Below are 14,361 nucleotides of genomic sequence, written 5' to 3'. Positions count from 1 at the left end.
AATGACAGCAGAACACAGCGAGTCAAGTCCCTTGGTCCGCATTCGTTCGCTTCTGCCGGGCCTGGCCCGAGCTGAGCAACGGGTGGCCAAGGTCGTGCTTGAGAGCCCGCACACCGTCGCCCGCCGCAGCATCACGGAGGTCGCCGAGGCCGCGGGCACCAGCGAGACGACCGTGACCAGGTTCTGCAAGGCGATCGGCGTCGGGGGCTACCCCGAGCTGCGCATCGCGCTTGCCGCCGACACCGCCCGGTCCGAGGCGCACGCCGACCGGGATCTCGGCGGTGACATCAACCCCGACGACGACCTCAAGACCGTCGTCGGGAAGGTCACCTTCGCCGACTCCCGGGCCGTCGAGGAAACCGCGGACCAACTCGACATCGACGTGCTGGCCAAGGTCGTCAGCGCCGTCGCGAACGCGGGGAGGGTCGACGTCTACGGCGTCGGGGCCAGCGCGTTCGTGGCGCTCGACCTGCAGCAGAAGCTGCATCGGATCGGGCGGGTCAGCTTCGCGTGGAACGACACGCACATCATGTTGACCTCGGCCGCCGTGCTCAAGCCCGGCGACGTCGCGGTGGCCATCTCGCACACCGGTGCCACCGCCGACACCGTCGAGGCCCTGCGGGTCGCCCGTGAGCACGGGGCGACCACGGTGGCGCTGACGAACTACCCGACCTCGCCGATCGCCGAGGTGGCCGACCTGGTGCTGACCACCGCCGCGCGGGAGACCACCTTCCGCTCGGGCGCGACGGCCAGCCGGATCGCGCAGCTCACGGTGGTCGACTGCCTGTTCATCGGTGTCGCGCAGCGGCACCTGGACGAGACGATCAAGGCGCTCGACTCGACCCGGGACGCGGTCGGACCGCACCGGCTCGAGACCCGGCACGACGGACGGCGCAAGCCGCGAGACACCGGGAAGTGATCAGTGGTGCGCGGGTCTGGCCGCTTCGCGGAAGGGATTGCGTGAGATGACGGTGCCTCGGCAAACCGTGCATGTCGACTCCCCCACGGAGCGGAGGAACCCGCGCACCGCCGACATCGATCAGATGTCGACGGTCGACATCCTGCGGACGATCAACTCCGAGGACCGCGCGGTCCCGGACGCCGTGGCCGCCGCGCTGCCGCTCTTGGCGCAGGCGGTCGACCTGGCGACGGAGGCTCTGCGCGCGGGCAAGCGTGTGCACTACGTCGGCGCGGGCACCTCCGGCCGCATCGCGACCCTCGACGCCGCCGAACTCGCCCCGACCTACAACACCCCGCCGGACTGGTTCCAGGTCCACCACGCGGGCGGCCCGGGGGCTGTCCACCGGTCAGCCGAGGCCGCCGAGGACGACGACCTGGCCGCCGCCGAGGAGATGAACCGCGACGTCCGGCCCGGTGATTTCGTCCTGGGCCTGACCGCCTCCGGCCGCACCCCGTACGTGATCAGCGCCCTCGAGACCGCGCACGGCATCGGCGCGACGACGGCACTGGTGTCGAACAATCCCAACGCCGCACGGACTTCGCAGATCGACCTGGTGATCGTGGTCGACACCGGGCCCGAGGCGATCTCGGGTTCGACGCGGATGAAGGCGGGCACGGCGCAGAAGCTCGTGCTGACCGCGTTCTCCACAGCGGTCATGGTCAAGCTGGGTCGCACGTACTCGAATCTCATGGTCAGCATGCGCGCCAACAACGCCAAGCTGCGTGGGCGCACGCTGCGGATCCTGCGCGAGGCGACCGGTCTGGGCATGGCCGAGTGCTCCGCGGCGCTGACCGAGTCCCATGGCGACCTCAAAGTCGCGCTCGTGCACCTGCTGTCCGGTGTGGACACTCCCAGCGCCCGCCAGGCGCTCACCGAGACCAGCGGCCACGTCCGGCAGGCGTTGGGCTTGCTCGACGCGCACGTCATCTAGAAACCGTGGCGCACCCCGCGGGGTGCGCCACGGTGCGGTGTCTACTTGCGACCGGAGCCCAGGAGTCCACCGAGCAGGTCGCCCAGGTTGCCAAGCCCGCCGCCACCGGAGGAGCCGCCGCCGAGCAGGCCGCCGAGGAGATCCCCGAGGGCGCCGCCGCTCTGCTGCTGAGGCTGCTGGGACTGGTCCGGCACGGGCGCGCCGAGCTTGCCGCCGAGCTTCTTGGCCAGGTAGGACATCACGATCGGGGCGAGCAGCGGCAGCAGCTTGGCGATGAGCGCCTTGCCGTCGATGCCGGGCAGCCCGCCCAGGGTGTTGACGACCTCGGACTGCTGCGCGCCGAAGACGTTGTTCACGATCTTCGACCCGTCCGCGGTGTCCACCTGGTTCAGGTCGACGCCGCCCTCGACGAGGCTGGGGTCGTGCTGCCCCAGTGCTTTCAGCAACGACTGCTCGCCTGCCGGGTCTTGGGCGTTGGCCTGCATTCCGCCCAGCAGCGCGGGCAGCGCGGCACGGGTCGCCTGCTCCGCGGTGCCCTCGTCGACGCCCAGTTGGGCGGCGAGCTGGGACAGCGGGATCTGGCCAAGGATGTCGTCAATCGCGCTCACGGGTGGATCCTCCTCAGGCGCCGGGCTCGGCTGCCGCCAACGATAACGACGGCAGCCTGCCCGCGCCTGCGGAAGCTCATCCGGGACCGCGCGAACCCATCCGGGCCACGAACGGCTCGCTGATCTTGACCATCTTGGCCACGCTGGGCACACCGTTCGCGTCCATCGCGAACAGCATGTAGTACCCAGGCAGCGCGACGCCGGGATCGGCGGGCACGGACACCTGGTAGGAGTTGCCCGCCAGCGCGACCGGCGTGAGCGGGATGCGCCGCTGGTCGTTGTCCACCGAGTGGGTGATCGAGCTCAGCCGCATCAGCGAGAACGCCGTCACGGGCTTGTCCGTCGCGATGGTGAACTTGCCGCCGAGGGTGGCTCCGCCGGGCGCGGCGACGATCGTCGGACGCGGCTTCGGTGAGCCGTCCGCGTTCAGCAGGTACGGCGGGGTGAGGATCTGGCCGTCCTGGTGGTTGACCGCGCAGTTCCCGCAGAGGCCGCCGCCGCCGCTGAACACCCTTCCGTCCGGCAGCAGGTTGGCCACGCTGTGATAGGTGCGCGGCACCGCCATGGGGGCGAGCTTGGTGAACTGGCCGGTGGCCGGGTCCCAGAGTTCGGGGATGTACGTGGCGGTCTGGTCGCTGAACCCGACGCCGTAGGTCATGCCGCCGACGACGGCCACCTTGCCGTCCGGCAGGACGACGCTGTTCGCGAACGTGCGCGGGATCGCCAGGTCACCGACCCGGGTCACCGTGGCGTTCGTGCCCGAACTGATGTCGATCGAGTACGCGCGGTTGATGGCATCGCCTTCGGAGTACTGCCGTGAACCGCCGACGGTCAGGATCTTCCCGATGTCGTACATGACCGCGTTGCCGTTCATCGCATCCGGGCTGTCACCCCGCAGCCCGGCGTCGGTGATCGACCCGTTCCCCGTGGTGCTGATCCAGTGCATGCGGCTACTCGGTCCCGCGTGGAACACCCGGCCGCCGCTGACGGCGAAGAACCAGCCGTGGTTGTCGGCGCGGTACACACCCCGCACGTCGGCCGTCATGAGCGGTTCGGCAGGCACTCCGCTGAGCAGGCGCCATGCGTTGCGACCGGGCGAGTAGACCTCCGCGGTCTTGCCGCCCTCACCACCACTCCACGAGCCGCCGACGATGAACGCCTCGCCATTCGACAACGTCGTCTGGCCCTGGTATCCGCGGCGGACGTTCAACGTTCCGGCCCGGGACCACGTGTCAGTGAAAGGGTTGTAGATGCTGGCGTTGTTGTCGTCGCTGCCGCCGCTCACCAGGACACGACCGTCGAACAGCACCGAGGTGCCGGGGCAGAACATGTCGTGTTCGGTGTTCGAGACCCGGCGGTTGGTGATGTTCCCCGTGGTCAGATCGAGAATCGCGGTCTGCGTGTAGCCGTTCGTCCCGCCGAAGTTGTCGGGCAGGTACGCCGACCACATCAACAACTTGTTGTTGGGCAGCACGGCGGTGGCGACGGGGATCAGCGGGTACCCGTTCACCGCGGACCAGGAACCTGTCTTGCTCTTGTCCGGTGGCGGCGCCGGAGTCAGGACGTTGATCTCCGGGATCGTCGTCCACGGCCCACGGTTGCCCGCTTCGGTGAGCGCGGTCAGTCGCACATAGCGAGCCGACACCGACGAGGTGAGCAGCGCGGTCTGGGGTGAGGAGGTGTCGGGCCACGTGCCCGCGGCGACCGGGTCGCCGAAGTTGACGCCGTCGTTGCTCACCCGGAGTTGGTACTGCCCGATTCGGCCGTTCCAGCCGGACATACCGTCTCCGCGCGGCTGCACGCGGATGCCCGCGACCGTCTTGGCGGCCTTCATGTCGAGGGTGATCCAGTGCGGCAGCGGCGCGGGCACGCCCGTCCACTTCGAGTGCCACATCGTGGTGTCCGTGCCGTCGATGGCGAGGGCGGCCCGGCCGTCGTACCTCGGATCGGTCTCCTCGTCGGAGGCCGAGGCGCTCCACCCGGTGCGGTCCAGCGCGGCGGTGCTCGCCGGGTCGATCGCCGCGTAGGCGTAGAACTCCGCGCCCTCCACGGCTTCCGCGGTCGAGGTCACCCGGACGAAGCGAGTGTTCGGCGCACCCTTGAGTACCGCCGTCTTCACCAGCCCATCGTCAGACCAGGTGCCTGTCGCGACGGGCGTGCCGAAGGTCGTGCCATCGGTGCTGACCGCGACCGAGTAGTTCGCGACGCGACCAGGGTTGCGGGGAGCGAGCACGATCGAGGACACCGGCTGTTCGCGCTTGAGGTCGACGGTGAACGACGAGAGCTGGGAACTGTGCTGACCTCGCCGTCCTCGCCACACCGTGTCCTGACGTCCGTCGACGATGTTGGCCGCGGGGTTCGCGCTGTCCTCATCGGACGCGGTGGCGCTCCAGCCGTATCGGCTCAGCGGCGCGGCGCCGCCCGGGACCGGGCCGGCCAAGTCGATCTCAGCCTTCTCCGACACAGATCCGGTGACCGAGGTCAGTCGCACGAAACGGCCGGTGACCTGGCCGGCGAAAGCCGCGTCCTTGACTTTGTCGCCGTCTTCCCACACGCCGGAGGCCACGGCCGGGCTGAAGGTCTTCCCGTCGGTGGACACCGCGACCCGGTATTCGCCGACGCGCGCGCCCGGGTGGCGGTAGGTCAGCCCGGTGATCACCATCGGCGCCTTCAGGTCGACGGTGATCGCCTTGTCGGTGACGGTCGTGGTGCGGTCGCCCCTAGCCAGCGGCGTCGTGGGCACGGGTCCACCGGGGTCGCCGAACAAGGTGAGCTCGGCGGCGCTGGCCCACGGGCCGCGTCCGCCCGCCTCGGCCAGCGACGTCAGCCGGACGAACCGGGCGCCACCCACCGCGAAGCTCATGGTCTTGACCGTCGGATCGTCAAGCGCGACGCCCAAGCTCACGGGGTCCGACCACGTGGCCCCATCGGTGCTGAGCCGCACCTCGTAGCGGCCGATCGTGCCGTTCCCGCCACCGGGCCGGGGCGTGTAGGCAAGGCCGGACACGCGCTGGGTGCGTCGCATGTCGATGGTGATCGAGTGCTGCGCGGCCGCGTCGCTGTGCCAGATGGTCGACGGATCACCGTCGAGCACGTTGGACGCGCGCGCGTCCGACCGCTCGCTCGTGGCATTGACGGTCCAGCCGTCGCGCGCGAGCGCGGGCGCGACCGGAACCATCGACGCGGCGGTCGGGACGATGTGGTGGTCGGCGCCGTCGGCACCGTGGCCACCGCCGTCCACTCCCGGAAAGAAGACGTACGGCGTGACAACCACACCAGCAGCGACGATTAGCCCCAGACGAGTGAACCCCATGCTTGAGAGCTCGCAAAAAAAGCGCTCCGTGTTACCGAAACGGCCAAATTGCGAGTCTAAACACAGCGACTTAGCGCAATATGGTGATAGGGACGTTACTCAGCGAGTGATGCGTCCGCGATGCTCGTCGCTTCCCGGGCGCCCGCCTCGACGGCTTCGCAGCAGAAGATGATCCACGCGCCCACCGCTTCCGGCTCACCGGTGGCGAAGCCCGCGGCGGCCGCGCGGTAGCGGTCCTCGCGGCGCATGAAGAACACCTCCGGGACCGAGAGACCCTTCGGGTCCAGCCCGGTGCCGATGGACGTCAGCCGGGCCGCGGCGCGGGCGATCACGCCGTCGGCGGTGCCGAAGGGCGCGAGGGTGAGCAGTTCGCCGTGCACGACGGCGGCGAGAACCGGCCCCGGCACCTTCGTCCCGCCCGCGACGAGCCCCCCGAGCAGGTCGAGCCGGGGCGCGGCATCGGACTTGGGCCTGCCGAGCGAGTCGCCGTCGGTCAGGTCGGCCGCGGCGAGCAGGTGCAGCTTGGCCAGGGCTTGCAGCGGAGCGCGTTCCCACGTCGGCAGCAGCGGCCCGAGTGCCTCGGCGACCCGCAGGGCGCCCGCGAGGACCGGATCACTGACATCGCCCAGCTCGGGGATCGCCGGGTCGCCGCCGTCGAGGACGGCCGACGCGCGGGCGGCGCGCACGGACGCCTCGGCCGCCGTCGCGGGCCAGCCTCGGCGGTTCGTCGGGTGCCGGTGGACTTCGGCGACCGAGTCCCGCGCGGAGCGCACGGCGTCCTCGACACCGGGAAGGGCGAGCAGTGGAGCCAGGGGATCGGTCACCTACCGGACAGTACTGGGCACTCGGAAGTGGCTCGCGACACGGTGAAAATTGGTCTGAACCTTTATTCGGGAGGACTGTCGGGGTGACCCGGATCGCTATAGGTTCGACCTTGTCAGGCAACTACCTAGGAGGTCAGGTCCCATGACCGAGCAGTCCGGTCAAAGTCCAGCGTTGGACAACTTGTCGACGGAGAGCCGGGTCTTCCCGCCGTCCGCCGAGTTCGCGGCGCAGGCGAACGCCTCGGCGCAGTGGTACGACGACGCCGACGCCGACCGCGACGCGTTCTGGGCCACCCAGGCTGAGCGCCTGACCTGGGCGAACAAGTGGTCACGGGTCGTCGACTGGGACGACGCGCCGTTCGCGAAGTGGTTCGTCGGCGGAGAGCTCAACGTCGCCTACAACTGCGTCGACCGGCACGTCGAGGCGGGCCTGGGCGACCGGGTGGCGATCAACTGGGTCGGCGAGCCCGGCGACTCGGTCACGATCACCTACGCCGATCTGCAGCGCAACGTGAGCAAGGCGGCCAACGCGCTCGCCGAGCTGGGCCTCAACGCCGGTGACCGCGTGGCGATCCAGATGCCGATGCTGCCCGAGGCTATCTATTCGATGCTCGCGTGCGCGCGACTCGGCCTCGTGCACAGCGTGGTCTTCGGCGGGTTCTCCCCCACCGCGCTGCGCTCGCGCATCGACGACGCCCAGGCACGGCTGCTGATCACCTCCGACGGGCAGTACCGCCGCGGCAAGCCCGCGCCGATGAAGGAGTCGACCGACGAGGCCACCGCGGAGACGCCGAGCATCGAGCACGTCCTGGTCGTGCGGCGCACCGGCGCCGAGATCCCGTGGACCGAGGGCCGCGACCTGTGGTGGCACGACGTCGTCGACAAGCAGCCGGACACGCACACGCCCGAGGCCTTCGACGCCGAGCACCCGCTGTTCATCCTCTACACCTCTGGGACCACCGGGAAGCCCAAGGGCATCCTGCACACCAGCGGCGGTTACCTGACCCAGGCCGCGTACACCCACAACGCGGTCTTCGACCTCAAGCCCGAGACCGACGTCTACTGGTGCACCGCCGACATCGGCTGGATCACCGGGCACACCTACATCGTCTACGGCCCGCTCGCCAACGGCGCGACGCAGGTGGTCTACGAGGGAACGCCCAACACCCCGCACGAGGGCAGGCACTTCGAGATCATCCAGCAGCACGGCGTGACGATCTACTACACCGCGCCCACGCTGATCCGCACGTTCATGAAGTGGGGCGAGCAGATCCCCGCGGGCTACGACCTGTCGTCGCTGCGCCTGCTGGGCAGTGTCGGCGAGCCGATCAACCCCGAGGCGTGGATCTGGTACCGCAAGCACATCGGCGGCGACCGCATCCCGATCGTCGACACGTGGTGGCAGACCGAGACCGGCGCGATCATGATCAGCCCGCTGCCCGGGGTCACCGAGGCCAAGCCGGGCAGCGCGCAGCGCCCGCTGCCGGGGATCAGCGCGGCGATCGTCGACGAGGCGGGCAAGGAGGTGCCCGCCGGTGGCGGCGGCTATCTCGTGCTGACCCAGCCGTGGCCGTCGATGCTGCGCGGCATCTGGGGCGACGAGGAGCGCTTCCGCGAGACCTACTGGTCGCGCTTCGCCGATGAGGGCTTCTACTTCGCAGGCGACGGCGCCAAGTACGACGCCGACGGCGACATCTGGCTGCTCGGCCGCATCGACGACGTCATGAACGTGTCCGGCCACCGCATCTCGACCACCGAGGTCGAGTCCGCGCTGGTGTCGCACCCGAGCGTCGCGGAGGCCGCCGTCGTCGGCGCCACCGACGCCACCACGGGCCAGGGCATCGTCGCGTTCGTCATCCTGCGCAACCGTCCCGAGGGCACGCCCGAGGCGGCGGTGAGCGAGCTGCGCGACCACGTGGCGAAGGAGATCGGCCCGATCGCGAAGCCGCGGCAGATCCTCGTCGTCACCGAGCTGCCCAAGACCCGCAGCGGCAAGATCATGCGGCGGCTGCTGCGCGACATCGCCGAGAACCGGGAAATCGGTGACACCACCACTCTCGCCGACAGCGCGGTAATGAACCTGATCACCGAGGGACTGAGCAACAAGCCGTCGGAGGACTGAGAGGCAAGCCTTACTTAAATGAGGATTGCCTATTCATATCAAGGCCATCCTCCGTTACGCGAACGATTCCCGGCCGTGCTTTCATTGTGGTGTGACACAAATGGAAGCGCGGCCGGGACCGCATGCGGCCGAACCGCACTCCGGCGGCGTCGGCGAACGGCTCAACTGGCTGCGGGCGGGTGTGCTCGGGGCCAACGACGGGATCATCTCCACCGCGGGCCTGGTCGTAGGTGTCGCGGGCGCGACCACGGACAACCGCGCCATCCTCATCGCCGGTGTCGCCGGACTGGTCGCGGGCGCCCTTTCGATGGCGGGCGGCGAATACGTGTCGGTGAGCACCCAGCGTGACACCGAGCGCGCTTTGCTCCTCAAGGAAAAGCGTGAACTCGCCGACATGCCCGAAGCCGAGGAACGCGAACTCGCGGGCATCTATGTCGAAAAAGGACTTTCGCCGGAACTGGCCGCCGAAGTCGCCCGGGAATTGACCGAGAAAGACGCCCTGCGCGCGCACGCCGAGGCGGAATTGCAGATCGACCCGGACAACCTGACCAGTCCGTGGCAGGCGGCCTGGGCGTCGCTGGTGTCCTTCGCGCTCGGCTCGCTGCTGCCACTGCTGGCGATCGCGCTGCCGCCGGTGAGCCTGCGGGTGTGGACGTGCGCCGCCGCCGTCGTCATCGGCCTGGTGATCACCGGAGCGGTGAGCGCCCGACTCGGCGGCGCGAAGGTGAAGGCGGCGGTGATCAGGAACGTCGGCGTCGGCTGCCTGGCCATGGTGGTGACCTACTGGATCGGCGTCCTGTTCGGGGTGACGGTCCTCTAGCGCACCGGTGGGCGCTCGCCGCGCAGTTCGGAGAGCAGGTCGGTGATAGCGGCCATGATCCGCCGAGTCGCCTCGTTGAGCGCCTCACGGTCGGTGCCCGTGATGTCCGAGAGGTCGACCGGATCACCGGTGACGATGTCGATGGTCTTGCGCGGGAACAGCTTGGGGAACTTCGCCTTCGCGGGGAGCAGTGTGTGGGTGCCCCAGTTGACCACCGGCACCACGGGCGCGCCGGTCTCCAGCGCGACCCGCGCGACACCGTTCTTCACGCGCGCGGACGGCCAGTGGTCGACGTCGTCGGAGAACCCCGCCTCGGGGAAGAACAGCACGCACTCGCCGCGGCGGACCGCGTCGACCGCGCCGTGATAGGCGCCGCGGGCCTGCGCGGTCTCCCGCTCGACCGGTATATGACCGCCGCCGCGTGCCACGCTCCCGATCACCGGCACCTTCCACAGGCTCGACTTGGCCAGGAAGCGCGGGATGCGCCCGGCGTGGAGCGCGAACGCGGTCACCGTCACCGGGTCGGCGTTGGAGAGGTGGTTGGACGCGAGCAGGAGTCCACCCTCTTTGGGCAGGTCGCCGCGGAAGCGAAGCCGGGTGCTGACCGCGAGCAGCGGCCACAGCAGGTCGATCGCCAGGCTGTACCAGAAGCCGCGACCACGGCGGGGCAGCAGGAACATCAGCTTGATCGCCCGGAACACGCCGATGTGTCTGTTCGATTCAGTGCGCACCCGCGCATCATCGCCTAACCACCCGACGGAGGGGGCCGCGTCGGCGTTTTCGCTGGTCATGATCGTCCTATAAGGTTGTCCACGGTGTGCCGGGAAGCCTGGTCGGCGTGAGCCGGAGGTGTCCGCCGACCAAGGAGTAACCCGTGTCACAGCGACGTAGTAGCGCCGCGCCCAAGGCCGTAGCCGAGTTCGCCAGGTTCCTTCGAACCGAGACCGTCGGTGGCCTGGTGCTCCTCGCGGCCACCGCGGTCGCCTTGATCCTCGCGAACACTCCCGCCTCCGGCATCTACACGGCTATCCGTGACGCCGAGATCGGGCCGCACCTGTTCCACCTGAACCTCACCGTCGGGGCGTGGGCGAAAGACGGGCTGCTCGCTCTCTTCTTCTTCGTCGTCGGTCTAGAGCTCAAGCGCGAGTTGGTGATCGGCGAACTGTCACGTTTCAAGGCAGCGCTCTTGCCCGCTCTAGCCGCTATCGGCGGAATGGTCATTCCCGCGCTGATAGCGCTATCGGTCGCTTGGGGAGACCCGCGCGCGGGCGACGTCTGGCCCATTCCCGTCGCCACCGACATCGCCTTCGCCCTGGGCGTGCTGGCGCTGACCGGGGCCGGAATGCCCAGCAGCGCCCGGATCTTCCTGCTCAGCCTGGCCGTGGTGGACGACCTCGGCGCCATCCTGATCATCGCCGTGCTGTTCACCGCGTCCTTCGACCTCGTCGCGTTCGGCATCGCGCTGGCCCTGCTGGCGCTGTACTGGTTCCTGCAGCACAAGCGGGTCACCGCGTACTGGATCTACGTCCCGCTGGCGGTCGCGATCTGGGTCGCGGTGCACTCAAGCGGCGTCCACGCGACGGTCGCGGGCGTCGCGATGGGCCTGCTGACCCGGGTCCGGCGCGACAAATTCGAGAAGGAGTCGCCCGCCCTGCGGCTCGAACACCGGCTGCAGCCTTGGTCGGCGGGGTTCGCGGTCCCCGTCTTCGCCCTCTTCGCCGCGGGCGTGCCGGTCAACGGCGAGGCGCTGGGCAAGCTCTACAGCGACCGGATGGCACTCGCCGTGATCATCGGGCTCATCGTCGGCAAGTTCGTCGGGATCGTCGGCGCGTCGCTGCTCGCGGTGTGGATGAAGGTCGCCGTGCTGCCGCCCGGTCTCGGCAAGCGTGATCTCTGCGCGGTGGCGATGCTGGGCGGTGTCGGATTCACGGTCAGTCTGCTGATAGCGGAGCTGTCCTTGGGCAAGGCCGACGCCGAACTCGCCAAAGCCGCGGTGCTGGTCGCCTCGGCGGCGGCGTCTTTGTTCGCCGCGGCACTATTGGCCCGGCGCAGTCGCGTCCACCAAGCCGAATAAAGCCCGGATTTACCGGCCGGTCGGCCTGGTCGCATCGAGCATGGCACGATGACGCTCGTGAGCAGCGCGCACGCAAACGGAGACCGCAATGGTTCGGGGCTGCCCAAGGTGCCCTCGATCCCCCTTGCCGACGACCGGGCCTACGCCGAAGCGGGCGACCAGTCGATAGGCACCCTGGTCAAGGACGCCACGACGCACCTGTCGACGCTCGTTCGCGCCGAGGTCGAGCTGGCCAAGTCCGAGGTCACCGGCGAGATCAAGAAGGGTCTCAAGGGCAGCATCTTCTTCATCGTCGCCCTCACGGTCCTGCTCTACAGCTCGTTCTTCCTCTTCTTCGCGCTCGCCGAACTCCTGGCCGACCTCGGGCTGGTCCGCTCGGCCGCGTTCGGCATCGTGTTCGGGTTGATGCTGGTGATCGCGGGTCTGTTCGGGTTCCTCGGCTGGCGCAAGGTTCGCGCGATCAGGGCTCCGCAGCGGACGATCAGCTCGATGAAGGACACCGCCGCGGCGATCACCCACCGAGGTGAGCACAGCGGCAACGGGCACGTGCCCGCTCGCCGCTGAACGGCCGACCGCTGAGCAGCGCCGTGCGATCCCGGCCGGACCCCTCGATAGTCCGAGTCGACGGACCGTGGTCGCACCGCGACATCCACGCGAACGGCATCCGGCTGCACGTCGCCGAGACCGGTGAAGGCCCGCTGGTCCTGCTCCTGCACGGGTTCGCCCAGTTCTGGTGGACCTGGCGCCACCAGCTGACCGCCCTCGGCGACGCGGGCTACCGGGCTGTCGCGGTCGACCTGCGCGGCTATGGCGATTCCGATAAACCCCCGCGCGGATACGACGCGTGGACGCTCGCGGGCGACATCGCGGGCTTGGTCAAATCCCTGGGTGAAAGCCGCGCGCATCTGGTCGGGCACGGCTGGGGCGGCATGGTCGGCTGGACCGTCGCCGCCCTGCACCCCCGCGTGGTGCACTCGGTCGCCACGCTGTCGGCGCCGCATCCGCTGGCCCTGCGCACCGAAATCCGCCGCACCGCGCTGCGTGGGCAGCGGCACAACCAGGCCCGCGCGGTGGGACACGTGTTCCGCGCGCAGATCCCGATGGCGCCGGAACGCTGGCTGACCCGCGACAACGCGGCCACCGTGGAAACGCTCATGAAGACCTGGTCGGGTCCGATGTGGACCGGCCACCGCGACTTCTCCGCCGCTGTCGACCAGTACCAGCGGGCCATGCTCGTCCCCGGCGCCGCGCACTGCTCACTGGAGTACTACCGGTGGGCGATGCGGTCGCAGCTGCGCAGCGAGGGCAGGCGCTACGCCGAGGCCATGCAGCGCAAGATCGAACACCCGGTCCTGCAGCTCTACGGCGCCGAAGACCCCTGCGTGCTGTCCCGGACCCGCGACGCCTCCACCCGCTGGCTGGGCGCGCGCGCCGAGAAGCACGTCCTGCCCGGCATCGGCCACTTCCCGCACGAGGAAGCCCCCGCCGCCACCAACCGCCTACTGACGACGTTCCTACGCGGCTAGGACGCGCAGCGGCTCGTTCCCACTCGCTCGGTCAGCCCCGGGGCGCGGCCGACCTCCTCGCGAACCTCGGCGGCGGTCAGCGCGAATCCGGTCTCGGAGTTGTCCACAGCCGCGCCGAAGATCACGCCGACGACCTGGCCATTCGTGTCGACGAGCGGGCCGCCGGAGTTTCCGCTGAGCACCTTCGCGCGCAGGGTGAACACGTCGCGGTTGACCGTCGCCGAGTCGTAGATGTCCGGTCCGCGAAGCGGAATCCGGTCACGCACGCGCGCGGGCGAAGCGGTGTACGGACCGTCGAGCGGGTAACCGAGCACGATCGCGTCCTGCCCGCTCTTCGCGTCACCAGGGGCGAACGGCAGCGGCGGCGCGGTCAGCCCGGGCACGGCGAGGATCGCCACGTCGGTCGCCGGGTCGTAGTGCACGACCCGTGCCCGCAGCTGCGACTCGCCCGACTCCACGCTGACCTCGTCGGTGCCCGCGACAACGTGCGCGTTCGTCATGACCCGCTCGCGCGCGATGACGAACCCGCTGCCCTCCAGCGCCCGCTCGCACGACGGCGCCTTCGCGTTGATCTTTAGAACGCTCTGTCGGACCCGCTGGACGACGGCGCTGGCCTGCAACGCGGGATCCGGCGGCTCGACTTCCTTGTTCGGCGTCCGGTTGAACGGGTCGACCGCGGCCGGGAACCCTGACACGTCGAGCAGCAGCCGCAGCTCGTTGGGCAGCCCGCGCGCGGCGTGCGGCATGACCTCGTTGACCCCGCCGAGCACGGCCGAGTCCTTGATCGCCGAGGACAGCCCCGGAAGCCCTCCGACGGTCGTCAGCGGCAGTGCGATCAGCCACGACACCACGAACACGACGGCCCCCTGGACCACCGCCCCGAGCGCGCTGTCGACACCCGCGAGCCGGGGTGAGGAGAACTTCTGCCGGATGGTGCGGCCGATCCACACGCCGAAGGTCTCGCCGAGCGCGACGAGCAGCACGAAGATCGCCACCGCGAACGCGACCCTGGTCGGCGTCGAATCGATCCGGGAGACCACGAGCGGCGCGAGCTTGATGCCCGCGATCGCGCCGAGGAGCACCCCGATGAACGCGGGCAACGCGGTGATCACCCCTTGGCGGGCGCCCGAGATCGCCGCGAGCACGGCGAGTGCGACGACCAGCACGTCCACCCAGTTCAAG

The 14,361-nt window shown here is 69.6% G+C and carries 12 protein-coding genes; 7 read left to right on the top strand and 5 right to left on the bottom strand.

Features of this window, described 5'->3' with window-relative positions; translation table 11 throughout:
- Position 1 precedes the first annotated feature (1 nt).
- Positions 2-919: a MurR/RpiR family transcriptional regulator gene (locus C8E96_RS09705; RefSeq protein WP_091380047.1), complete on the top strand. Its 918-nt coding sequence runs from the start codon at positions 2-4 to the stop codon at positions 917-919.
- Between the two features lie 46 nt (positions 920-965).
- Positions 966-1,892, top strand: a complete 927-nt coding sequence (locus C8E96_RS09700; protein ID WP_091380051.1) for an N-acetylmuramic acid 6-phosphate etherase — start codon at positions 966-968, stop codon at positions 1,890-1,892.
- Positions 1,893-1,933: 41 nt separating this feature from the next.
- Here C8E96_RS09700 and C8E96_RS09695 read toward each other — a convergent pair whose 3' ends face one another.
- The 3 genes from C8E96_RS09695 to C8E96_RS09685 form a co-directional block, all read right to left on the bottom strand.
- Positions 1,934-2,500 (bottom strand): DUF937 domain-containing protein, encoded by a 567-nt coding sequence (locus C8E96_RS09695; protein ID WP_091380054.1) that lies wholly within the window; start codon positions 2,498-2,500, stop codon positions 1,934-1,936.
- A gap of 76 nt (positions 2,501-2,576) precedes the next feature.
- Positions 2,577-5,774: a discoidin domain-containing protein gene (locus tag C8E96_RS09690; RefSeq protein ID WP_166657936.1), complete on the bottom strand. Its 3,198-nt coding sequence runs from the start codon at positions 5,772-5,774 to the stop codon at positions 2,577-2,579.
- A gap of 134 nt (positions 5,775-5,908) precedes the next feature.
- The gene (locus C8E96_RS09685; protein WP_091380059.1) at positions 5,909-6,637 is read right to left on the bottom strand and encodes a Fic family protein; all 729 of its coding nucleotides are present in this window, start codon (positions 6,635-6,637) and stop codon (positions 5,909-5,911) included.
- 142 nt (positions 6,638-6,779) lie between these two features.
- Between C8E96_RS09685 and acs the strand changes: the two genes are divergently transcribed.
- Complete coding sequence (gene acs, locus C8E96_RS09680) at positions 6,780-8,759, top strand: acetate--CoA ligase (RefSeq protein ID WP_091380063.1); 1,980 nt, start codon at positions 6,780-6,782, stop codon at positions 8,757-8,759.
- A 100-nt stretch (positions 8,760-8,859) separates the two neighbouring features.
- The gene (locus C8E96_RS09675) at positions 8,860-9,579 is read left to right on the top strand and encodes a VIT1/CCC1 transporter family protein (protein ID WP_091380065.1); all 720 of its coding nucleotides are present in this window, start codon (positions 8,860-8,862) and stop codon (positions 9,577-9,579) included.
- On the opposite strand, the gene C8E96_RS09670 is transcribed toward C8E96_RS09675, so the two are convergent.
- Positions 9,576-10,259: a lysophospholipid acyltransferase family protein gene (locus C8E96_RS09670; protein ID WP_091380580.1), complete on the bottom strand. Its 684-nt coding sequence runs from the start codon at positions 10,257-10,259 to the stop codon at positions 9,576-9,578. The two genes, C8E96_RS09675 and C8E96_RS09670, sit on opposite strands and share 4 nt — an antisense overlap.
- A 194-nt stretch (positions 10,260-10,453) precedes the next feature.
- Here C8E96_RS09670 and nhaA point away from each other — a divergent pair, with 194 nt between their 5' ends.
- Genes nhaA through C8E96_RS09655 form a run of 3 tightly spaced genes read left to right on the top strand, consistent with a single transcriptional unit; the run spans position 10,454 to position 13,179 of the window.
- Positions 10,454-11,653 (top strand): Na+/H+ antiporter NhaA, encoded by a 1,200-nt coding sequence (gene nhaA / locus C8E96_RS09665; RefSeq protein ID WP_091380068.1) that lies wholly within the window; start codon positions 10,454-10,456, stop codon positions 11,651-11,653.
- 48 nt (positions 11,654-11,701) lie between these two features.
- Entirely contained in the window at positions 11,702-12,217 is a 516-nt protein-coding gene (locus C8E96_RS09660) for a phage holin family protein (protein ID WP_091380071.1), read from the top strand.
- Positions 12,218-12,240: 23 nt separating this feature from the next.
- A complete protein-coding gene (locus tag C8E96_RS09655; RefSeq protein WP_091380074.1) occupies positions 12,241-13,179 on the top strand; it encodes an alpha/beta fold hydrolase in 939 nt (312 codons plus the stop codon).
- Here C8E96_RS09655 and C8E96_RS09650 read toward each other — a convergent pair.
- On the bottom strand, positions 13,176-14,360 hold the full coding sequence (locus C8E96_RS09650; RefSeq protein ID WP_091380077.1) for a MarP family serine protease: 1,185 nt from the start codon (positions 14,358-14,360) through the stop codon (positions 13,176-13,178). The two genes, C8E96_RS09655 and C8E96_RS09650, sit on opposite strands and share 4 nt — an antisense overlap.
- Position 14,361 lies beyond the last annotated feature (1 nt).

Origin of the sequence: Actinokineospora alba (assembly GCF_004362515.1) — a bacterium.
GTDB classification, from domain to species: Bacteria; Actinomycetota; Actinomycetes; order Mycobacteriales; family Pseudonocardiaceae; genus Actinokineospora; species Actinokineospora alba.
This window is presented reverse-complemented; position numbering and strand designations above follow the sequence as displayed.

Bases quoted from the DNA above. Each gene is read 5' to 3' on its own strand.
- acs (WP_091380063.1), top strand. From the start codon at position 6,780: ATGACCGAGCAGTCCGGTCAAAGTCCAGCGTTGGACAACTTGTCGACG.
- C8E96_RS09705 (WP_091380047.1), top strand. From the start codon at position 2: ATGACAGCAGAACACAGCGAGTCAAGTCCCTTGGTCCGCATTCGTTCG.
- C8E96_RS09660 (WP_091380071.1), top strand. From the start codon at position 11,702: ATGACGCTCGTGAGCAGCGCGCACGCAAACGGAGACCGCAATGGTTCG.
- C8E96_RS09670 (WP_091380580.1), bottom strand. From the start codon at position 10,259: ATGTTCCTGCTGCCCCGCCGTGGTCGCGGCTTCTGGTACAGCCTGGCG.
- C8E96_RS09675 (WP_091380065.1), top strand. From the start codon at position 8,860: ATGGAAGCGCGGCCGGGACCGCATGCGGCCGAACCGCACTCCGGCGGC.
- C8E96_RS09700 (WP_091380051.1), top strand. From the start codon at position 966: ATGACGGTGCCTCGGCAAACCGTGCATGTCGACTCCCCCACGGAGCGG.